General features: G+C 62.0%; 21 protein-coding genes. 16 read left to right on the plus strand and 5 right to left on the minus strand.

Annotated features, from left to right (window positions below):
• Nucleotides 1–71 precede the first annotated feature (71 nt).
• Entirely contained in the window at nucleotides 72–923 is an 852-nt protein-coding gene (gene kynA, locus ACP7BV_RS22725) for a tryptophan 2,3-dioxygenase (protein WP_426107022.1), read from the minus strand.
• 9 nt (nucleotides 924–932) lie between these two features.
• Nucleotides 933–2,177 (minus strand): kynureninase, encoded by a 1,245-nt coding sequence (gene kynU / locus ACP7BV_RS22730; RefSeq protein WP_426107023.1) that lies wholly within the window; start codon nucleotides 2,175–2,177, stop codon nucleotides 933–935.
• 546 nt (nucleotides 2,178–2,723) lie between these two features.
• On the opposite strand from kynU, the gene flhD reads away from it, so the two are divergent.
• The 16 genes from flhD (at nucleotide 2,724) to ACP7BV_RS22810 (ending at nucleotide 17,095) form a co-directional block, all read left to right on the plus strand.
• Nucleotides 2,724–3,041 carry a flagellar transcriptional regulator FlhD gene (gene flhD / locus ACP7BV_RS22735; protein WP_426107024.1) on the plus strand — a complete coding sequence of 106 codons (318 nt, stop codon included), beginning with the start codon at nucleotides 2,724–2,726 and terminating at the stop codon, nucleotides 3,039–3,041.
• A gap of 24 nt (nucleotides 3,042–3,065) precedes the next feature.
• Entirely contained in the window at nucleotides 3,066–3,623 is a 558-nt protein-coding gene (gene flhC / locus ACP7BV_RS22740; protein ID WP_426107025.1) for a flagellar transcriptional regulator FlhC, read from the plus strand.
• Nucleotides 3,624–3,666: 43 nt separating this feature from the next.
• Complete coding sequence (locus tag ACP7BV_RS22745; RefSeq protein ID WP_426107026.1) at nucleotides 3,667–4,437, plus strand: SAM-dependent methyltransferase; 771 nt, start codon at nucleotides 3,667–3,669, stop codon at nucleotides 4,435–4,437.
• Nucleotides 4,438–4,579: 142 nt separating this feature from the next.
• The gene (motA, locus tag ACP7BV_RS22750; protein ID WP_426107027.1) at nucleotides 4,580–5,440 is read left to right on the plus strand and encodes a flagellar motor stator protein MotA; all 861 of its coding nucleotides are present in this window, start codon (nucleotides 4,580–4,582) and stop codon (nucleotides 5,438–5,440) included.
• A gap of 53 nt (nucleotides 5,441–5,493) precedes the next feature.
• Nucleotides 5,494–6,456 carry a flagellar motor protein MotB gene (gene motB / locus ACP7BV_RS22755; protein WP_426107028.1) on the plus strand — a complete coding sequence of 321 codons (963 nt, stop codon included), beginning with the start codon at nucleotides 5,494–5,496 and terminating at the stop codon, nucleotides 6,454–6,456.
• Nucleotides 6,457–6,484: 28 nt separating this feature from the next.
• On the plus strand, nucleotides 6,485–7,033 hold the full coding sequence (locus ACP7BV_RS22760) for a chemotaxis protein (protein WP_426107029.1): 549 nt from the start codon (nucleotides 6,485–6,487) through the stop codon (nucleotides 7,031–7,033).
• Nucleotides 7,034–7,112: 79 nt separating this feature from the next.
• Entirely contained in the window at nucleotides 7,113–7,478 is a 366-nt protein-coding gene (locus ACP7BV_RS22765) for a response regulator (RefSeq protein ID WP_426107030.1), read from the plus strand.
• 63 nt (nucleotides 7,479–7,541) lie between these two features.
• Nucleotides 7,542–9,704, plus strand: coding sequence for a chemotaxis protein CheA (gene cheA, locus ACP7BV_RS22770; RefSeq protein ID WP_426107031.1), 2,163 nt, complete (start codon nucleotides 7,542–7,544; stop codon nucleotides 9,702–9,704).
• Between the two features lie 45 nt (nucleotides 9,705–9,749).
• Complete coding sequence (locus ACP7BV_RS22775; protein ID WP_426107032.1) at nucleotides 9,750–10,250, plus strand: chemotaxis protein CheW; 501 nt, start codon at nucleotides 9,750–9,752, stop codon at nucleotides 10,248–10,250.
• Between the two features lie 33 nt (nucleotides 10,251–10,283).
• Entirely contained in the window at nucleotides 10,284–12,029 is a 1,746-nt protein-coding gene (locus ACP7BV_RS22780) for a methyl-accepting chemotaxis protein (RefSeq protein WP_426107033.1), read from the plus strand.
• Nucleotides 12,026–12,868 (plus strand): CheR family methyltransferase, encoded by an 843-nt coding sequence (locus tag ACP7BV_RS22785; RefSeq protein WP_426107035.1) that lies wholly within the window; start codon nucleotides 12,026–12,028, stop codon nucleotides 12,866–12,868. Before ACP7BV_RS22780 ends, ACP7BV_RS22785 begins: the two co-directional genes overlap by 4 nt.
• Nucleotides 12,869–12,901: 33 nt before the next feature.
• A complete protein-coding gene (gene cheD, locus ACP7BV_RS22790) occupies nucleotides 12,902–13,513 on the plus strand; it encodes a chemoreceptor glutamine deamidase CheD (RefSeq protein WP_426107036.1) in 612 nt (203 codons plus the stop codon).
• 13 nt (nucleotides 13,514–13,526) lie between these two features.
• A complete protein-coding gene (locus ACP7BV_RS22795; protein WP_426107037.1) occupies nucleotides 13,527–14,594 on the plus strand; it encodes a protein-glutamate methylesterase/protein-glutamine glutaminase in 1,068 nt (355 codons plus the stop codon).
• A gap of 124 nt (nucleotides 14,595–14,718) precedes the next feature.
• On the plus strand, nucleotides 14,719–15,117 hold the full coding sequence (cheY, locus tag ACP7BV_RS22800; RefSeq protein ID WP_426107039.1) for a chemotaxis response regulator CheY: 399 nt from the start codon (nucleotides 14,719–14,721) through the stop codon (nucleotides 15,115–15,117).
• 55 nt (nucleotides 15,118–15,172) lie between these two features.
• Complete coding sequence (gene cheZ / locus ACP7BV_RS22805) at nucleotides 15,173–15,787, plus strand: protein phosphatase CheZ (RefSeq protein ID WP_426107063.1); 615 nt, start codon at nucleotides 15,173–15,175, stop codon at nucleotides 15,785–15,787.
• Between the two features lie 99 nt (nucleotides 15,788–15,886).
• Nucleotides 15,887–17,095, plus strand: coding sequence for an EAL and HDOD domain-containing protein (locus tag ACP7BV_RS22810; RefSeq protein ID WP_426107041.1), 1,209 nt, complete (start codon nucleotides 15,887–15,889; stop codon nucleotides 17,093–17,095).
• A 75-nt stretch (nucleotides 17,096–17,170) separates the two neighbouring features.
• Here the strand turns inward: ACP7BV_RS22810 and ACP7BV_RS22815 are convergent, their stop codons facing one another.
• Genes ACP7BV_RS22815 through ACP7BV_RS22825 form a run of 3 tightly spaced genes read right to left on the minus strand, consistent with a single transcriptional unit; the run spans nucleotide 17,171 to nucleotide 21,584 of the window.
• On the minus strand, nucleotides 17,171–18,154 hold the full coding sequence (locus tag ACP7BV_RS22815) for a Gfo/Idh/MocA family protein (RefSeq protein WP_426107042.1): 984 nt from the start codon (nucleotides 18,152–18,154) through the stop codon (nucleotides 17,171–17,173).
• A complete protein-coding gene (locus ACP7BV_RS22820) occupies nucleotides 18,151–20,325 on the minus strand; it encodes a heme-degrading domain-containing protein (RefSeq protein WP_426107044.1) in 2,175 nt (724 codons plus the stop codon). Before ACP7BV_RS22820 ends, ACP7BV_RS22815 begins: the two co-directional genes overlap by 4 nt.
• A complete protein-coding gene (locus ACP7BV_RS22825) occupies nucleotides 20,322–21,584 on the minus strand; it encodes an MFS transporter (protein ID WP_426107064.1) in 1,263 nt (420 codons plus the stop codon). Before ACP7BV_RS22825 ends, ACP7BV_RS22820 begins: the two co-directional genes overlap by 4 nt.
• Nucleotides 21,585–21,675: the final 91 nt, after the last annotated feature.

The following is a 21,675-nucleotide window of genomic DNA, read 5'->3' on the forward strand; positions in this document are numbered from 1 at the left end:
GGCCGTTAAAATTTCTTTTTGATTAATATTTCATGGCCGCCGTGTTGTGAAGGAGATACTAAAAGATCCTATTAAAGCGCCGTGCGCAGCGAGAACAGTTCGGGAAACAGCACCACATCGAGCATTTTGCGCAAATAGCTCACCCCCGCGGTACCACCGGTTCCCGTTTTAAAGCCGATAATGCGCTCGACCGTCGTCACGTGTCGGAAGCGCCAGAACCGGAATGCCGTCTCCAGGTCGACCAGTTTTTCGGCCAGCTCATAGAGCGCCCAGTGCCGGGAAGGGTCCTGGTACACGTCCAGCCACGCCGCCTTGACGCTGTCGTCATGCGCGGTGGGCAGCGTCCAGTCGGCATTGAGCCGCTCGGGCGCGATGTGAAAGCCGCTGCGCGCGAGCAGCAGCACCGCTTCGTCGTACACCGACGGCGCATGCAGTTCGCGCGCGAGGATCGCATGTGCGTCGGGCGCCGTGTCGAGCACGGACAGCAGCGACGCATTCTTGTTCCCCAAGATGAATTCGAGTTCGCGGTACTGGTACGACTGAAAGCCCGACGAAGCGCCCAGGAACGGGCGAATGGCCGTGTATTCGGGCGGCGTCATCGTCGCCAGCACATCCCATGCATGCACCAGCTGGTCCATGATGCGCGCCACGCGCGCGAGCATCTTGAACGCCGGCGCCAGTTCGTTCGCGCGCAAGTTGGTGCGCACGGCCTGCATTTCGTGCAGCATCAGCTTGAGCCACAACTCGCTGGTCTGGTGCTGGATGATGAACAGCATTTCATTGTGATTGGGCGAGCGCGGATGCTGGGCATTGAGGATCTGTTCGAGCCCCAGGTAGTCGCCATAGCTCATCGCTTCGCTGAAATCCATCTTGGCGCCGTGCCAGCTGGCGCCGGCGGGGCATTTGCCTTCTTCATTGGACATATCGGTTCCTTAGGTAACCGCGCCGCGGCGGGCGGCGACATCGTAATCTTGAGCGTCGAGGATCTGGCTGAGGATGTCGACTGCATCCCAGACATCGGCGAAGCTGGTATACAGTGGCGTGAAGCCGAAGCGCATGATGGCCGGCTCGCGGTAGTCGCCAATCACGCCGCGCGCGATCAGTGCCTGCATCACTGCGTAGCCATGCGGGTGGGCGAAGCTGACCTGGCTGCCGCGGCGCGCATGCTCGCGCGGGGACTCCAGGACCAAAGGGTGGGCGGCGCAGCGCTGTTCCACCAGCGCGATGAACAGATCGGTCAGCGCCAGCGACTTGGCGCGAATGGCCTGCATGCCGGTCCGCTCGAACACGTCGAGGCCGCATTCGACCATGCTCAGCGAGACGATCGGCTGGGTGCCGCACAGCGCGCGCCCGATGCCGTCAACCGGCTCGAACTGGGGCGACATCGCAAACGGACTGGCGTGACCCCACCAACCCGAGAGCGGCTGGGCAAAGGCTGCCTGGTGATGCTGCGGCACCCAGATAAAGGCTGGCGCGCCGGGGCCGCCATTCAAGTACTTGTAGGTGCAGCCCACCGCCAGGTCAGCGCCGTCCGCGTGCAAGTCGAGCGGCACCGCGCCGGCGGAATGGGCCAGGTCCCACACGATCAGCGCGCCCATGGCGTGGGCATGCGCCGACAAGGCGGCCATGTCGTGCTGGTAGCCGGTGCGGTAGTTGACGTGGGTGAGCATCACGACGGCGGTATCGGCGTCGATGGCGGCCGATAGTTCGTCCACCGAATCGACCAGCCGGACCTCGTAGCCGCGATCGAGCCAGCTGGTCAGGCCCTGCGCCATATAGATATCGGTCGGGAAGTTGCTGCGCTCGGTGACCAATACGCGCCGCGCGGCGTGGGGGCCGCCGGCCTGCATCCGGAGCGCGGCGGCCAGCGCCTTGAACAGGTTGAGCGAGGTGGTGTCGTTGACTACCACTTCGCCGGCGCGCGCGCCAATCAGCGGCGCCAGGCGGTCGCCCAGGCGTTTGGGCAGGTCGAACCAGCCGGCCGTGTTCCAGCTGCCGATCAAGTCCATGCCCCATTCGCGCGCGATGACGTCCTGCGCGCGGGCGAGAGCGGCTTTGGGCCGGGCGCCCAGCGAGTTGCCATCGAGGTAGATGACGCCCTCGGGCAGGGCGAACAGTTCGCGCAGCGGCGCGAGGGCGTCCCCGGCGTCGAGGGCCAGGCAGTCGTTACGGATCATTCGGGCACCTTGAAAGTACTTTAAGCCTCAAACATTTGAGGTGAGGACAGCAGTTTAACAAGAATCGTGAAGCGGCCGATAAAGACTTCGGTGGTTTTTATGCTAATATTGCGCTAGTTTTGGCGTGGCATGGCTTTCTTGAAAATTATTTAAAGTATTTTCGAAAAAATCCTCAAGTTCCGGAAAGTGACGCCGTTACCGAGTCAGACAGGCAGAAATGGGTTGCGGAAAAAAATTCAAAAAAAGCCTAAAGTTTTCAAAAAGTTTGACGTTACCGGTACAAGACGACATGAATAGTGTCGCCAAGTTGTAGCAAGTTCTACAGTAAATCACCTCTCATTGCCCCCTGTTACCATAGGGGCGCGACAATGATCCGGCAGGGTTTGTAAGACAAACTCTTACGGGTCTATCTCGTCATTCTCCGACGCAAAATACAGCCGCTGACCTATTCCTGAATAGTTTCCGCACAGTCAGAATGTATCTCATCGGCAATACGTACCGGCGCCGAACTAACGCAACGAGTTAACGCAATACAAGGAGATGGACATGACAGCGAACGACATGATGGCTGAAATTCGTGATGCAAACCTGAGCTACCTGATGCTCGCTCAGCAGATGATTCGTGCTGATAAGGTGACCGCGATTTTTCGCCTCGGCATCGCCGCCGACATTGCCGACCTGATCGAGAGTATGAGCAACGCCCAGATCCTGAAACTGGCCGGCGGCAACATGATGCTCGCGCGCTTCCGCTTTGACGATAGTGCTATTCTTTCCATGCTGACCAATTACAACAAAGACCGTGTACTGGCCCAGTCGCACGCCGCCATCCTGATGGCGGGCCAGGCAGTCGAAGAGATTGCGTAAGCAAGGATTGCTGGAGCCGCAGACATGAGCAAGAAAAGCGTTGTCACCGAGGCGCACGAAATCCAGCTTGCAATCGAACTGATCCAGCTTGGCGCCCGGCTCCAGTTGCTCGAAACGGAAGTATCGCTGTCGCGCGAGCGCTTGCTCAAGCTGTACAAGGAACTCAAGGGCGTCTCGCCGCCCAAGGGCATGCTGCCGTTTTCAACCGACTGGTTCCTGACCTGGCAGCCAAATATTCATTCTTCGCTGTTCATCAACATTCACAAGTTCCTGGTCGACCATGCCGGTGCGACGGGGATTGAAGCGGTGATGAAGGCCTACAAACTGTACCTCGAACAAATGCCGCCGGAGCCGGGCGAAGAGCCCTTGCTCTCGCTCACGCGCGCCTGGACGCTGGTGCGTTTTTTTCACAGCAAAATGCTGGCCATGGCGCCATGCAAAAAATGCCATGGCAAGTTCGTGGTCAATTGCATGGACTTGAACCAGGATTATCTGTGCGGGCTGTGCCACATGCCTTCGCGCGCGGGCAAGACCAAAAAATCCAGGGACGCTGCCGCTGCGGCGGCGCTTGATAATTCGTGATTGGCGGTTCGGCCGCGTCACACCGCCATTTCGAGGGCCGGGTGTGAGCCTTGCCCTGGGCCGCGTCTGGCGCGCCCCCGCCGTGCAGGCGCTGGTGCTGCAATGCGCCGCATTTCCCCTCACGCTGGTCTGCGTCTACTTTTTTGCGCGCGCCGGCCTGGCCCCCGGTTACGCCGCCGTCGCCCTGATCCAGGGTGTGTTCGCCAGCCTGCTCACCTGGTGGCGCAAACTCGCCCCCTGGTGGCTCGCCATCGAACTGCTGTTTCCCCTCGCGCTGCTGCAAGGGCAGTTGCTGGCCATTTCGCCACGCGTGTTCCTGGCCGGCTTCCTGTTTTTGCTCGCCCTGTACTGGTCCACCTTTCGCACCCAGGTCCCGTATTACCCGTCCGGCCGGCGCGTGTGGGACGAGGTCGCGCGCCTGCTGCCGCTTGAGCGTCCGCTGCGCGTGATCGACATCGGCAGTGGCCTGGGCGGCCTGGTGCTTGAGCTTGCGAAGCGCCGCCCGCATGCGCAATGCGAGGGCATTGAACTTGCGCCATTGCCGTGGCTGGTGAGCCGCCTGCGCGCAAAAATGGCCAACAGCGGCGCGCGTTTTTTGCGCGGCGATTATGAACAACTCAACTTTGCCCACTACGACGCTGTCTTCGCTTACCTGTCGCCGGCGGCCATGAGCGCGCTCTACAAAAAGGCGGCGCGCGAGATGCGTTCCGGCGCGATTTTGCTGAGCTATGAATTCTTGATAACGGAAAGAGCACCCGATCTTGACATTGTGCCCACAGGGCGCGGACCGTCGCTTTATGTCTGGCACTTTTAGGCGACAAACAGGGCGTTTTCCCTTGCTCGGCAAGCATTTGCAGGCTATTGTAGTTCCGTATGTAAATTAAATATGCAGCATGCGTGTGATGTTCTTGCCTTGACGTTACGCATGCTTTTTCGACCATGGGAGCCAGCACGCTTTGTTAGTCATTATCGGATACATCATCGTGTGCGCCTCGGTGTTTGGCGGCTTTGCCGCCAGCGGCGGTCACCTGGCGTCGCTGTTCCAGCCGCTCGAACTGGTGATGATCGGCGGCGCCGCGCTGGGCGCTTTTTTTGTCGGCAATAACGGCAAATCGATCAAGGCGACCATGAAGGCGATTCCGTCATTGTTCAAGGGTTCGCGCCATACCAAAGATTTGTACATGGAGATGATGTCGCTGCTGTTCGACGTCCTGTCCAAGGTGCGCAAGGAAGGCTTGATGTCGATCGAAGGCGATATCGACAAGCCCGAAGAAAGCCCGCTGTTTTCCAAGTATCCGGGCGTGCTGTCGGACCATCATATCGTCGAATTCATGACCGATTATCTGCGCCTGATGGTGTCCGGGAACATGGACGCGTTCCAGATCGAAAACCTGATGGACAACGAAATCGAGACCCACCACCACGAAGGCGCGGTACCGGGCCACGTGATCGCCAAGCTCGGTGACGGCTTGCCGGCGTTCGGCATTGTGGCGGCCGTGATGGGCGTGGTGCACACGATGGAGTCGGTGGGCATTCCGCCGGCCGAACTGGGCATCCTGATCGCCAAGGCGCTGGTGGGCACCTTCCTAGGTATTTTGCTGGCCTACGGTTTTGTGGGTCCGCTGGCCAGCCTGCTCGAACAAAAGCTCGAAGAGTCGACCAAGATGTTCCAGTGCGTGAAAGTGACGCTGCTGGCCAGCCTGAATGGCTACGCGCCCGCGCTGGCGGTGGAATTTGGCCGCAAGGTGCTGTACTCGACCGAGCGCCCGACGTTTTCGGAACTGGAAGAGCACATCAAGAAGTCGAAGACCAAGTAAACGCATGATGCACCCGCTTTTTAAACGCACGATGCTTACCTGCCGGAGCACCTATGGCCGATGACGGCTTGCGACCGATAATCGTCAAACGCATCAAGAAAACCGCCGGCGGCCACCATGGCGGCGCGTGGAAAATTGCGTACGCGGACTTCGTGACCGCCATGATGGCCTTCTTCCTGCTGATGTGGCTGCTGGGCTCGACCAGCAAGGGCGACCTGAACGGCATTTCCGAATACTTCGGCACCCCGCTCAAGGTGGCCATGGCGGGCGGCTCGGGCAGCGGCGACAGTTCGTCGGTGATCAAGGGCGGCGGCACGGACTTGACGCGCCAGAACGGCCAGGTAAAAAAAGGCGAGACGGCGCCTGAGAAAAAAACCTATGACCTGAAAGCGGCCAAGGCGGTGCTGGTGGCCGAAGAATCGAAGCGCCTCAAGTCGCTCAAGGCCAAGATTGAGGCCACCATCGAAGCGAACCCGCTGCTGAAAAAGTACCAGAAGCAGCTGCTGCTCGACATCACCAGCGAAGGCTTGCGGATCCAGATCGTCGACGAGCAAAATCGTCCGATGTTCGCGCTGGCCAGCGCGCGCGTGCAGCCTTACACGGCCGAGATCTTGCATGTGATCGGCATGGTGCTCAATGAAGTGCCGAACCGGATCGGCCTGTCGGGCCACACCGATTCAACGCCCTACATGAGCGACACCGGCTACAGCAACTGGGAACTGTCGTCTGACCGCGCCAACGCCTCGCGCCGCGAACTGGTGTTGGGCGGCATGAGCGACGCCAAGATCTTGCGCGTGGTGGGCCTGGCCTCGGCCGCCCACCTGGACGCGAAAGACCCTTTTAATGCGATCAACCGGCGCATCAGCATCATCGTCATGAACAAGAGGACCGAAGAAGCGGTGATGCGCGACGGCGCCTCGTCGATCGAGGTACCCGAGCCGGAGGTGGTTTCCAAGCCTGAAGCGGCAGCCACGCTGGCGCCGCCGATTACGGCAGCAAAGACACCCGCGCATTAATGCGCGGTCTGGACACTGGAGAAGTTGAATGGCAAGAAAAAAGATCTTGGGTTCGCATGTCAAGCGCCTGCTTACCGGCGTTTCCGACCACGGCAGACGGCACTTGACCGAAGTCGAGACGGACCTGATCCAGACCGGCCTGCTGCTCGAGGAAGCGATCGACAAGCTGACCGGCAGCTTCATGGCGATCCACAACGCGGTCGGTTCGCGCCAGGACACGATTGACCTGCTGCTGGCGGGCGGCACGCCAAGCGCCGACGAAAGCGCGCGCCTTGGCGGCATGTCGGGCGAGGTTGGCGAGCACGTCAACATGGCAATCACCAGCATGCAGTTCCAGGACATGACCAGCCAGCTGATCGAGCGCACCATCAAGCGCGTGGGCGGCCTGCGCGATTTTCTCGGTACGCTGGGCGCGCATGGCGCGGTGGTGGCGCCCGAGAGCGGCAGCGAAGAAATCGTCGAACTGCTTGGCAAAGTGAGCATGGCCCTGGCGATCCAGTCGCTCGAGCTGCGCAGCGTGTTAAGAAAAGCAGTCAATCAGCAGCACTTGGAAAGTGGCGACATCGAACTGTTCTAGCGCCTCGGCACCTGGCAGCTTCGGTCTACTCTCAACGACAACAAGGGCATGTGCCCGGATTTACACAGCAGGAGCAAAGATGGCTAAAACAATACTCGCAGTCGACGATTCCAGTTCATTGCGCCAGATGGTGGCCTTCAGCCTGAAGGCGGCCGGCTACCTGGTGGTGGAAGCGGTCGACGGCCAGGATGGCCTGGAAAAGGCAAAGCTGCAAAGCGTGGACCTGGTGCTGACCGACCAGAACATGCCGCGCATGGACGGCCTGACCCTGATCAAACTGCTGCGCGGCCTGCCGACGTACGAAAAGACGCCGATCCTGATGCTCACCACCGAGTCTTCCGACGAGATGAAGCAAAAGGGCAGGGCGGCGGGCGCCAACGGCTGGCTGGTCAAGCCGTTCGACCCGCAGCGCTTGATCGAAGTGGTCAAGAAAGTGATCGGCTGACCGGCCACAGGCCCGCGTTGGGAGTACCGCAATGATGTACCGCGAAACGGATGGAGCTTCACCATGACGATCGACATAAGCCAGTTTTTCCAGGTCTTTTTTGACGAGGCCGAAGAACTGCTGGCTGAAATGGAGCGCCTGCTGCTGGCTGTCGACATTGCCGCGCCGGACGCCGAAGACTTGAACGCCATTTTCCGCACGGCCCATTCGGTCAAGGGCGGCTCGTCCACGTTCGGTCTGAACGACATGACCGAGGTGACCCACATCCTCGAGTCGCTGCTCGACCGCATTCGCAAAGGCGAAATGGCGCTCACGTCCGAACACGTGGACGCCTTTTTGGCGGCCAAGGATATCCTCAAGATGCAGCTCGACGGCCACCGCCTGCATACGCCGGTTGACCAGGATGCGGTGGCCAACGTGCGCATGATGCTGCAAGAGCTCTCGCAAGATGCGCCACCGCTGGCCGCGCCGAGCGCGCCTTCCTTCGCGCGGGCCGAGACCAAGATCAAGGCCGGCCCGGGCGGGCGGCGCTTTCGCATCGAGCTGCCCGTGGTGCCGCAGCGCGACGTGGATGCGCTGGCGGCCGAACTGGGTTTGCTGGGCAGCGTATCGGTGGTGCCGCTGGGCGGGGAGCGTTACGCGCTCGTTGTGACCACCCACGAGTCGCTCGACGACATCGTGGCGATCTGTTCGTTCGTGCTCGATCCGGATGACCTGAAAATGTTCGAGGCGCCGGCCTTGACGAGCGAGCAGCGCGCCATTGAAGACAAGGCGCGCGCCAAGGTCGAAAACGCGCAGGGCTACGGTTTTTTCGACCCGGTCGACGAAGCGGCGCCGCAGACGGCCCTGGCCCAGACCGACGAAGAGCGCGGCTATGGCTTTTTCCAGCCGATTGAGATGATCCGCGCCGCGGCCGGCATCACCGACACGCCCGTGGCGGCGCGCAAGGCCGCGCCGCAGGCCGCGCGCATCGAAGCGCTGGAAGTGACGGAGTCGCTTGAGAAAAAAGGTGGCAAAAAAGATGACAAAGCCGCCGCCGAATCGTCCTCGATCCGGGTCTCGATTGAAAAGGTCGACCAGTTGATCAACTTGATCGGCGAACTGGTGATCACCCAGGCCATGATCGAGCAGCGCAGCGAAAACCTCGATCCCATGGTCCACGAGCGCTTGCTCGGCAGCGTCTCCCAGCTCACGCGCAACACGCGCGACCTGCAGGAAGCGGTCATGTCGATCAGGATGATGCCGATGGACTTTGTGTTCTCGCGCTTTCCGCGCATGGTGCGCGACCTGGCCGCCAAGCTGGGCAAGAAGGTGGACTTCATCACCCACGGCGCGGCCACCGAACTTGACAAGGGGCTGATCGAGCGCATCGTCGATCCGCTCACCCACCTGGTGCGCAACAGTATCGATCACGGCATTGAAATGCCGGAAGCGCGCATGGCCGCCGGCAAGACCGAAGCGGGGCGTCTGTTCCTGTCGGCCGGCCACCAGGGCGGCAACATCGTCATCGAAGTGTCGGACGACGGCGGCGGCTTGAATCGCGACCGGATCTTGCAAAAGGCGCTGGAAAGCGGCCTGCCGGTAAGCGAGAGCATGACCGACAGCGAAGTATGGCAGCTCATTTTCGCGCCCGGCTTTTCCACCGCCGAAGCGGTCACCGACGTCTCGGGACGCGGCGTGGGCATGGATGTCGTCAAGCGCAACATCACCGCCATGGGCGGCACGGTCGATATCCGTTCGGCCAAGGGTTTCGGCACCACGATCTCGATTTCGCTGCCGCTCACGCTCGCCATTTTGGATGGCATGTCGATTCGCTGCGGCGAAGAAGTCTACATCCTGCCGCTTGGCTTCGTGGTCGAGTCGCTGCAGCCGGCCCCGGAAGACGTCAAGGAAATCTCCGGCAGCGGGCGCGTGATCAAGGTGCGCGGCGACTACCTGCCCTTGATCCCGCTGCACCAGATGTTCGACATCGTGCCCCGATTTACCGATCCGTGCGAAGGCATTGTCGTGATCCTGGAGGCGGACGGGCGCAAGGCCGGGCTGTTCGTCGACGACCTGGTCGGCCAGCAGCAGGTCGTGGTCAAGAATCTCGAATCGAACTACCGCAAGGTGACGGGCATTTCCGGCGCCACCATCCTGGGCGACGGCGGCGTATCGCTGATCCTCGATGTGTCGGCCCTGATGCGCTCGTCGCGCCAGCTGGCCGACGACACCATTTTTTCATAGCGAACACGCGCTTTTCACCATTATTTTCACCATTAGGATTCCATCATGTCCATCTCTTCATCCATGTCCAAGCCGAGCGACGGCAAGGACGGCGCAGGCAGCGAATTTCTGGCCTTTACACTCGGCTCCGAGGAATACGGCATCGACATCTTGAAGGTGCAGGAAATTCGCGGCTATGAAGCCGTCACCCGGATTGCCAATGCGCCCGAATTTATCAAGGGCGTGATCAACCTGCGCGGCATCATCATCCCCGTGGTCGACATGCGCATCAAGTTCAAGCTCGGCACGCCCGTGTATGACCAGTTCACCGTGGTCATCATCCTCAATATCGGCGGGCGCATCATGGGCATGGTGGTTGACAGCGTCTCGGACGTGACCACGCTCACGCCCGACCAGATCAAGCCGGCGCCGGAAATGGGAACGGCGTTCAATTCAGACTACCTGGTGGGACTGGGAACGGTCGATGAGCGTATGCTGATCCTGATCGACATCGACAAGCTGATGTCCTCGGGCGAAATGGGCCTGATCGACAAAATCGCCGCCTGAAGCTAAAAAAAGCCGCACCCCGAGGAGACCGACATGAATTTGCGCGACTTTAAGATTGGTACCCGCCTGTCTGTTGGATTTGGCAGCATCCTGCTGGTTTTGGTGGCGATGGTGGTGCTGACGAACGTCCTTAACGCCGGCAACAAGGCCGCGCTGATGGATGGGCTGGCGGCGGCCAATGCCAAAAGCGTGCAGGTCGCAACCATGAAAAGCGCGATGCTCGAGACGGGTATCGCAATGCGCAACATCGGCCTGCAGTCCGATGTCCCCTTGATGCAAAAAGAGCAGGAAAAGGTCAAGGCGCAGAGCAAGCGCTATGACGACGCGCGCGCCCGGCTGCAAGGTTCGAACCTGGACGAGGGCGAGAAAAAAATCATCGCCGACATCGCCGCCGCCGACAAGGAACTGGAAGCAGCTTTCAAGGAAGCCATCGGCCAGGTGCTCGCCTTTAACAGCGAAGGCGCGGCCAAGGTGATCGCGGCGCGCATCGACCCGCTCAACGGCCAGACGCTCACGCTACTCAACAAGTTAGTCGAGATGCAGCAGGCCGCCGCCAAGGTCATGCTCGACAAGTCGGTTGGCGACGACACCCGATTGAAAACCATGCTGTACGTGATCGGCGCGGCCACGCTGGCGCTGGGCGCGCTGCTGGCGCTGTTCATCACGCGCAGCATTGTGGCGCCCCTGCATGGCGCCGTGTCGATCGCCAAAAAGGTCGCCGCTGGCGAACTGACCGTGCGCGTGAAGGTCGAAGGCCAGGATGAAACGAGCGAACTGCTGCAGGCACTGCATGACATGATCGACAGCTTGTCGCGCACCGTGGGCGAGGTCCGCTCCGGGACCGAGACCATCACCGTCGCCTCGCAACAAATCGCGGCCGGCAACGCCGATCTGTCCGCGCGCACCGAGTCGCAGGCGAGCTCGCTGGAAGAAACCGCCAGTTCGATGGAAGAGCTGACCAGCACCGTCAAGCAAAACGCCGACAATGCGCGCCAGGCCAACCAATTGGCGGTGTCGGCATCGTCGGTCGCGCTGACGGGCGGCTCGGTGGTGGCGCAAGTGGTCGACACCATGGGCTCGATCAAGGACAGCTCGCGCAAGATCGTCGACATCATCGGCGTCATCGACGGCATCGCCTTCCAGACCAACATCCTGGCGCTGAACGCGGCGGTCGAAGCGGCGCGCGCGGGCGAACAAGGGCGCGGTTTTGCGGTGGTGGCCGCTGAAGTGCGCAACCTGGCCCAGCGCTCGGCCGGAGCGGCCAAGGAAATCAAGTCGCTGATCGGCGACTCGGTCGACAAGGTCGACGCCGGCAGCAAACTGGTCGACCAGGCCGGCCAGACCATGGAATTGATCGTCACCTCGATCAAGCAGGTGGCCGACATCATGGGTGAAATCACCGCCGCCACCCAGGAGCAGAGCAACGGCATCGAAGAAGTGAACCAGGCGATCACCCAGATGGACGAAATGACGCAGCAAAATGCGGCGCTGGTCGAACAAGCGGCAGCGGCGGCCGAGAGCATGCAGGAGCAGGCGCAACAACTGGCCGCGGCGGTTGGCATCTTCAAGCTCGGTGGCGACAGCCAGACGGCGCCGGCTGGCGCGCGCGCACCGCGCAGGGTCAGTGCGACTGCGACTGCGAGTGCGACTGGGACTGCGATTGAGACTGGAACTGCGGCCCCGCGCGCGCGTCCCGCCGTGCAGGCGCATGTGCCCCCGCCGGCCGCCAAGCCCAAAAAAATCGCCGCTGCCACCACTGAGGATTGGGAAGAATTTTGAAGTCGGATACGGTCAAAGAATTCAATTTTACGGGCGCTGATTTCGAGCGTGTGCGCACGCTCATTTACCAGCGCGCCGGCATCTCGCTGGCCGACAGCAAGCAGGAAATGGTGTACAGCCGCCTGGCGCGGCGCCTGCGCGCCACCGGCATTGTCTCGTTTGGCCGCTACCTCGACGACCTGGAAGCGGGCCGCCTGGGCGAGGAGTGGGAGTCGTTCACCAATGCCTTGACGACCAACCTGACCTCGTTCTTTCGCGAGGCGCACCACTTTCCACTGCTGGCCGAACACTTGCTCAAGCTGCGCGAGCAGCCCATCACGATCTGGTGCTCGGCCGCCTCCACCGGGGAGGAACCATATTCGATCGCGATGACCGCCTGCGAGGCGTTCAATACGCTCACGCCGCCTGTCCAGATTATCGCCACCGACATCGACACCAACGTGCTGGCGACGGGCGCGAACGGCGTGTACGGGATCGACCGCATCGACAAGATGGCAGGCGAGCGCGCCAAGCGTTTTTTCCAGCGCGGCAAAGGGGAGCAGGAAGGCATGGTGCGGGTGCGCTCGGAACTGCGCCAGCTGATCAGCTTCAAGCAGCTCAATCTGCTGTCGGACAAGTGGCCGCTCTCGGGCCAGTTCGACGTCATCTTTTGCCGCAACGTGATGATTTATTTTGACAAAGCCACCCAGCGCAAGATCCTGGCGCGCTTTGTGCCGCTGATGAAACCGAACGGCTTGCTGTTCGCCGGCCACTCCGAGAATTTTTTGTACGTGTCCGAGTCGCTCAAACTGCGCGGCAAGACTGTCTATGAACTCGATGAACGCCGTGCGGCGAAATGAGCAGCGCGCAGCGCAGTACTATGAGAACCAACCATGGCCAACGATAACAGAGAACAATTCGCGACCAACGTCTATTACGACCGGACGTTCGGCTGCGACGCCGCCAAGATTTTACCGGGCGAGTACTACTACACGCCCAAGGACATGCTGATCGTGACGGTGCTCGGCTCCTGCGTGGCCGCCTGCATCCGCGACCGCGTCACCGGCCTTGGCGGCATGAACCACTTCATGCTGCCCGACGGCGGCGGCAGCGACGCCAACAGCCCGGTGTCGGCCTCGATGCGTTACGGGACCTACGCCATGGAAGTGCTGATCAACGACCTGCTGAAAGCCGGTGCGCGGCGCGAAAACATGGAAGCGAAAGTGTTCGGCGGCGGCGCCGTGCTGCGCGGCTTCACGGCCATCAATGTGGGCGAGCGCAACGCCGCCTTTGTCATGAACTACTTGAAGACCGAGAAAATCCGCGTCATGGCCGAAGACTTGAACGACGTCTATCCGCGCAAGGTGTATTTTTTTCCCCGCACGGGCAAGGTGCTGGTCAAAAAGCTGATGCAAACCCATAACGACACACTGGCGCGGCGCGAGCTCGATTACGCCAGCCGGCTCAAGGTGCAGCCCGTGGGCGGCGAGATCGACCTGTTTTGACTGAAAGAGTGCAATGAAGAAAATCCGGGTAGTGATTGTCGACGATTCTGCGCTGATCCGCAGCGTCATGAGCGAGATCATCTCGAGCCAGAGCGATATGGAAGTGGTGGGCGTGGCGCCCGATCCGCTGGTGGCGCGCGAACTGATCAAGCAGACCAACCCCGACGTGCTCACGCTCGACGTCGAAATGCCCAAGATGGACGGGCTGGACTTCCTTGAAAAGCTGATGCGGCTGCGCCCGATGCCGGTGGTGATGGTCTCTTCGCTCACCGAGCGCGGCTCCGAAATCACGATGCGCGCCTTGGAACTGGGCGCGGTCGACTTTGTCACCAAGCCCAAGATTTCGATCCAGAGCGGGATGCGCGAATATACCGAGCTCATAGCGGACAAGATCCGCGCTGCCGCCAAGGCCCGCATCAAGCCGCGCGTGCTGGGCGCCGCCGCGCCGCCGCCGGCCCTGCCGGCGCTGCGCAACCCGCTCACGTCGTCGGAAAAGCTGATCATCATCGGCGCCTCGACCGGCGGCACGGAAGCGATCCGCGAATTTTTGATGCAGATGCCGTCGGACTGTCCGGGCATCCTGATCGCCCAGCACATGCCCGAAGGGTTCACCACCTCGTTCGCGCGCCGGCTCGATTCGCTGTGCAAAATCAGCGTGCGCGAGGCGCTCGGCGACGAGCGCATCCTGCCCGGCCACGCCTTTATCGCGCCCGGCCATTCGCACCTGCTGCTGGCGCGCTCGGGCGCCAACTACGTGACCAAAATTGAACAGAGCGCGCCGGTCAACCGGCACCGGCCTTCGGTCGACGTGCTGTTTCGCTCGGCGGCCCTGGCAGCGGGCAAAAACGCGGTCGGCGTGATCCTGACCGGCATGGGCAAAGATGGCGCGGCCGGCATGCTGGAAATGAAAACGGCAGGCGCCTACAACTTTGCCCAGGACGAGGCGTCGTGCGTAGTGTTTGGCATGCCGCGCGAAGCCATTGCGCTTGGCGGGGCTCACGAAGTGGGCGCGCTGACCGACTTGCCCGGCATGGTGCTTGGCTATCTGGCAACGCAAGGCAGCCGGGCGTTGCGCGTTTGACTGTATTCCTGCGTTTCGCTGGAGTTTGGTCGCTTTAGGGCAACAATAAATGCTATCCTTAAGACTGCTTCCATCGAGCGGCAGTCTGTTAATAACCACAGTAAGAGAATCAACGGAGTAATTCATGGCTGATCCAAAGATGCGTTTTTTAGTTGTTGACGATTTCTCGACGATGCGCCGCATTGTCCGCAATCTGTTGAAAGAATTGGGTTATGCCAACGTCGATGAAGCCGAAGACGGCGTCATGGCCCTGGCCAAGCTGCGCAGCGAGACGTTCGACTTCGTCGTCTCGGACTGGAATATGCCCAATATGGACGGCTTGACCATGTTGCAGAACATTCGCGCCGATCCCGCGCTAGCCAAGTTGCCGGTGCTGATGGTTACGGCCGAAGCGAAAAAAGAGAACATCATCGCCGCGGCCCAGGCAGGCGCGAACGGTTACGTCGTCAAGCCGTTCACGGCGGCGACGCTGGACGAAAAGCTCAACAAAATTTTCGAGAAACTCGAAAAAATCGGAGCCTGAGGTGGGCTTGATCGCACCCGGCCACTCCTTGCGGCAGGAGGGCCAGCCGGTCGGCATGGATACCCATGACGAGTTCCTGAGCCGCGTCGGGCACATGACGCGCGCGCTGCACGAAAGCTTGCGCGGGCTCGGGCTCGACAAGCTGATTGAAAAGGCGGCCAGCGAGATTCCCGACGCGCGCGACCGGCTCGACTATGTGGCCCGGCTGTCGGAGCAGGCCGCGCAAAAGGTGCTCAACGCAACCGACGCCGCCGGACCGCTGCAAGACAGTATCGAGAGCAGTGCGGGCGCGTTGACGGCATCGTGGAAGGCCCTGCTCGACGATCCGCAGGCGGGCGAGGCCGACTGGCGCGTTCTGGCGGCGCACAGCGTGGCGGCGATGGAAAAATCGCGCAGCGACGCGGTCCAGACCAAGGCCTACCTGATGGACATCATGATGGCCCAGGATTTCCAGGACTTGACCGGACAGGTGATCACCAAGGTGACCACGATCGCCCAGAACCTGGAGCAGCAACTGGTGCAGATGCTGGTCGATTTCGCGCCGGCCGAAGTGAAGCGCGACTTCGGCAACGGCTTGATGAACGGACCGCAGATCCATGCCACCGGCAACGCCGACGTGGTATCGAACCAGGGCCAGGTGGACGACCTGCTCGACAGTTTGGGCTTCTGATTTTTCCGGCGTGGGCGCCTTGCGGGCCACGCCGGCAGCGACGCAGCAAGCGACTTTACCCAACGACTTTATCAAGCGACTTTACTAAGACTTCTTACAATGCACGAAACAAATTTCATCACTCGCGAACCGCTGCTCGATCCGAAACAACGCGTGATCGGCTACGAACTGTCGTGGCAGCAGGTGGAGAACCACACGCCGACCGACGCCGACCTCGAAGCGCTGATTGGCTTTGTCGCCGAAAACGTCAACGATGAAGAAACCGGCTGGCTGCTGAAAGACAAAGTGCTGTTTCTCGACGCGGTTCCCAACATGCTTTCGACCGACGCGCTGTTCGCCATGCCGCCCGAGCGCACCGTGCTGACCATGAAGGCGTCCGACCTGGCCGACCCGGACACGCTGTCGGCGGTACAGGGCTTGCGCGCGGGCGGCGTGGGCATTTCGATTCGCGACGGCGACCTGGCCCACCTGGGCAGCAACCTGGCCATGAGCGCCTCCTACATTGAAGTACGCTTCGCCGGCGCCGACGTCGCCGCGCAGGCACGCACGCACGCCGCGGCCAAGCAGTCGGGCGTGCGCATGGTGGGCCGTCCGGTAGCGACCTGGGAAGATTTTGATGCCTGCGCCGCGCTCGGCCTGGACGCCTTTGTCGGCAAGCTGCACCTGACGCCGCGCCCGGGCGCGCCGGTCAAAGGCATGAACCCGGCCCAGACCATCATCTTGCAGCTGATGCAGATGGTGCAAAAGAACGCCGACATCCCGCAGATCGAAAGCGTCTTGAAGCGCGACCCGGCGCTGTCGTACAAGATGCTGCGCTTTATTAACTCGGCCGGTTTTGGCGCCACGCGCGAGATCCAGTCGCTGCGCCAGGCCATCGCGATGATGGGTTACGCGCCGATGTACCGCTGGCTGACGCTGCTACTGGCCACGGCCAGCACCAGCGGTTACTCGCCGGTGCTGATGGAAACGGCCGTGGTGCGCGGTCGCCTGACCGAGCTGCTGGGCGTGAAAGCGCTGCCGCGCGGCGAAGGCGAGAACCTGTTCGTGGCCGGGATGTTTTCGCTGCTCGACCGCCTGTTTGGGCTGCCGATGAAGGAAGTGCTCGACACCATCCAGCTGCCTGACGAAGTAGTGAGCGCACTGCTCACGCGCGGCGGCATGTACGGGCCGTATCTGGCGCTGGCCGAGGCGTGCGAACTCAATTCCAACCTGGTCGTTTCGCTGGCCAAGAGCGTCAACATCAACCCGGTCGACGTCAACAAGGCGCACCTGTCGGCCCTGGCCTGGGCCCAGAACGTCACCACCTGACAAGCTGACGGCCAAAAAAAGCGCCAGTCACAAAATCTCCACCCCGCTGGAGATTTGTCCGTTTGTCTGGTGTTGTTATTGGTCGGCGGGATAGTGGACGCCGATCTGGGTGCGGATCGTGTCCATCAAGCCCATCAGGGCCAGCGTGTCGTCGTGCAGCATGTGGGGACTTTCGGTCAGTCCCGCGCGCAGGCAGCGTCCTGCTTCGATCGCTTCGTGGACGTAGCCGTTGCCCAGGTAGGGCGTCTCGATCACGCGTTTGATGCCGTCGCCAAGCGTGAGCGTGATGCGCTCGGCCAGGTGGAACATGGCGTCCATGCGCACGCTGCCCAGCGTTCCCGATACCGTCAACTCGCACGGCGTGCGCGCGCGCAGCGAGCAGCTGCAGATCGACATTGCGCCGCTGGCGTGCTTCATCGACCAGCCGGTTGTCAGGTCGATGCCGCCGTCGCTTAATACCGCCTGCGCCTGCACGGATACGACAGGCCCGAGCAGCGCGTGCGAAATCGAGAGTGGATAAATGCCCAGGTCGAGCAACGCGCCGCCGCCCAGTTCACGCTTGTTGATCCGGTGCTCGGGGTCGCACGTGCCAGCAAAGCCAAAGTCGGCATGCACCTGGCTGATCACGCCCAGCAAGCCTGAATCGATGATGCGTTTTACTTCCGCCAGGGCAGGCATGAAGCGGGTCCACATCGCTTCCATCAGGAACAGCTTGCGTGCGCGCGCGCTCGCTACAACCTGCCTGGCTTCGCGCAGGTTCATGGTAAACGGTTTTTCGCACAGCACTGCCTTGCCGCCTTCGAGCGCCATCAGCGCATTGCGCGCGTGCAGCGGATGGGGCGTGCCGATGTAGATGATGTCGATGTCAGGGGCGGCGCACAAGGCTTCATACGAGCCGAAACTTTGCGGCGCGCCGAACTCCATGCCAAAGGCGCGCGCGCTGTCGATGCTGCGCGAGCCGACCGCGGCCAGCACAGCGTGCGGCGTGTCCTGCAGCGCGGTGGCGAACGCGCGCGCAATGCCGCCGGTGCCCAGGATGCCCCAGCGGATCGGCCTCACAGTTCGCCCCGGATTTTCAGGTACGACTTGAGCGCGGCCACCACCAGCGCGTGGTCTTGCGGCCCCGGCAAGCCCGACACGGTGATGGTGCCGACCGCACCCGCACCTTTGACCGTGAGCGGGAATGCGCCGCCGTGCGCCGCATACTCGCGCGGATCGAGCGTGGCAATGGCGTCGATGTCGCCGCCCTTGTTTTTGACGTCGGCGTGAACATACATCGAGCTGTGACCGGTGCGGTTGACCAGGTTGCTCTTGCGCCGGATCCAGTCCTGATGGTCGGCCGAGGTTCCGTCCATGCCGTGGTAGAAGAGCAGCGTGCCGTTGCGCGTGATGTTGACCGCGACCGACTGCTTTTTTTTGCGCGCCATGGCAATGATCTCAAGGCCGATCGCCAGCGCGGTGCGGTTGTCAAAGGCGTCGAACTGCAAGGCTTGTTCCTGGCGCGCGATGGCGGCCAGTGCTGCATCGGGTTGTTCCATGGTGGTTCCGGTAAGTTGGTCGAGCGCCGCGGTGACGTACACCAGCGGCGCGTTCCAGTTGATGGCGATCTCGTTGCTGGCGTAGCTGCACACATTATCCAGGTACGACAGCGCCGCCAGCGCGCTCGGGTAGGCGGTGCTGCACTCGGCCTTGTCCTGCTGACCGTTCTGCGGCCCGCCCGTCAGCATGCCTGGCACGGGAGCGGCCACCTGGTCCGCCTGCGACGGCCGGTGATGCGGATGCAGCGGCGCCCTTGCGCCAAAGCCGGTCACGAATGAGGTGCCGGTTGCGTTGCGCCCCAAAACATAGTCGAGCCCCGCCTGCGCCGCCTTCAGGTTCTCGCCATTGCCGCTTAGCCGGTAGGCCTGCAGCAGCATCATCGACTGGTTCAGCACCACCGCATTGCTGCCCCAGACGAAGTCCGCTTCCTGCATGGCGACGTGGTAGGCCGACGTCTGCCACTGGGCGCGCAAAGTGGCTGCCAGCGACTCGATGCGGGTGGCGATTAGCGCCTGGTCGGCGGCGCCGGTCAGATGCGCGCGGTGGTGCGCGAGCGAGATCCAGGCCAGGGACCGCACGTCGTCCCAGGCCGGCACGGTGGCCTGCACCGAGGGCGCCTGCATGGCGCTGTAGTAGCTGTCCTCGCCACTGGTGATGTACAGTTCGGCCGCCGCCCAGGCGCGTTCGTCGGCCACGTTGGTGTCGCCGTATTCGCCGGTGACAACGCCCGCCGGATTGGTGAAGTAGTGATCGGGATGCGCCTGCGCCCAGGTCCATGCCGCTTGCGCCGCCGCCAGCATGCGGGCCGCCAGTTGCCCCTGGTACGGCTTGAATACGCGGCTGGCCACGGCCATGGTCGCGGCAAAGTCGAGCGTGGCGGCGGTGCTCTTGGCCACCACGTAGCGCGGTTCTTTCATCGTTTGCGCGGGCATGACCATGGCGTCAAAGCGCAGGTTGGTCAGCTTGTGGTACACGCCGCCGTCGGCCGGGTCCTGCATCGAGAGCATCCATTCCAGGTTCCACAGCGCTTCGTCGAGAATGTCGGGCAGCGCATTGCCCGATTCTGGAATGTCGATGTCGTGCCCGGCGAAGTAGGCGGGGAAGTGTTCAAAGGCGGCCAACAGCGTGTAGGTGGCGATGCCCGAACTGGCAATGTACTTGTTGTAGTCGCCGGCGTCGTACCAGCCCTTGCCGCTGGCGATGATGGTGCCTTCGGGACGGCTGGCGTTCGCTGCCGATGCATGCACCAGTACCTGCTCGTCGCGGTGCCCCTCGGCACGCGCGTACACCCCTGCGTGGCGCCGCTCCAGCTGGACGCCGGAGCGGTTGAAGTAATAGCTTTTCAGCGCAGCGCTGTTCAGGGCGCGATAGGCACCTTCGCCGATCGAAAACGGGTCCGACGGCGCCGTACCGGGCAGCTTGACGCGGTAGCGCCCCGGCGTGCCAAAGGCGGAGAAGTCGGCCAGCACGACGCGTTCCATGGATGGCTTCCACAGCTGTGGCGCGCCCAGTTTGCCGCCAAACACGCGCTTGCCGCTGGCCGCGTCGACCAGTTCAAAGGTGCTGGCCTGGCTAGCTGGCGCGACCACCTCCTTGGCAGCTTGCGTGGGAAAACCCACCTGGTTGACCTTGATGGCGCCCGTTTGCGCGCTCGCCGCGCCGCATGCCAGCGACAGTATCAGGGCCTTCATGCCGACACTTCCTGCGCCGGGGCGATTGCCTGAGCATGGTGGAAGGGCGCAAACCAGGCGGCCAGGAAGGAGGGGATGGTTGCCAGCATGACGAAGACAAAATAGCTGACGTAGCCGAGCGACTCTTGCAGGTAGCCGCTGATGACGCCGGTGACCAGGCCGCACAGACCCATGATGCCGGTGCCGAAGGCATAATGCGTGGTGGAGTATTTGCCGGGCGCGAGCTGCTGCATCAGGTAGATCATGAAGCCGACCGCGCCAAAGCCGAAGAAGAATTTTTCCACCACCACGCCCAGGGCGATCAGCAGCAGGTTGGTCGGCAGGTAAATGCTCATTAGGAGGAAGGTGATATTCGGGATGTTGACGGCGCAGCACAGCACGAAGAGCGTCGCTTGCAGCCCGCGCCGCGCCACGTACAGGCCGCCCAGCAAAGAGCCAAGCAGCACCGCAGCCAGGCCATAGGTGCCGTAGATGATGCCGAGCAGTTCATTCGACATGCCCAGCCCGCCCTTGGCAACCGGATCGACCATGAAAAAAGGACCGATCTTTTCAAGAAAGCCGATACTAAGGCGGAACAGGAAGGCAAAGGCGATCATGCGCCAGATGCCGCGCTTGGCAAACAGTGTGACAAAGGCGTCGAGCAGGATGCGCCCGCCCTCGGCCACGCTGGCTGGCGTATTGTGTGCGCGCGCGCCGTCAGGCATGACGCGCGCGTGCCAGGCAGCCATGGCCAGCGTCAGGCCGCCGGCCAGAAAGAAGATGATGCGCCAGGCGTCGATCCACGCGGGGCCGAACACGTTGGCGTCATGGTGGAACAGGTCGGTGTGCAGGCGACCGCTCAGGTACACCATGCCGCCGGCGGCAAAGATCGGACCGATATTCCACGACAAGCTTTGCACGCCGCAGTACAGCGACTGCGCGCGCGCGTCGAGCGAGGTGACATACACGCCGTCACTGGCGATATCCTGGGTCGCGCCCACGAACGAGAGGGCGAAAAAGCCCACCATCAGATAGGCCATGTAGTTCGGCAGCGCCATGGCCAGCGCCACGCCGATGAAACCGAGGCCGATCAGCACCTGCGCGCACAGGACAAAGAACTTTTTGGTGCGGTACATTTCGACAAAGGGCGCAAACAGCGGCTTGACGGTGTAGGCCAGGATCAGCATGCTGGAGTACTGCGCCGCCTTGCCGTTGTCCATGCCCAGGTTTTTGAACATGATGGCGGTCACGCTGGTCAGCATCACATAGCCGAGCGCCATCGTAAAGTAGCCGGTCGGTACCCACAGCAGCGGGGAGGTGGCGGGCGATGCGGTTGGCGAAGTGGTCAACTTAGTGGTCAACTCAGTGGTC

Origin of the sequence: Massilia sp. TSP1-1-2 (assembly GCF_049896185.1) — a bacterium.
In the GTDB taxonomy this organism is placed as follows: Bacteria; Pseudomonadota; Gammaproteobacteria; order Burkholderiales; family Burkholderiaceae_D; genus Telluria_A.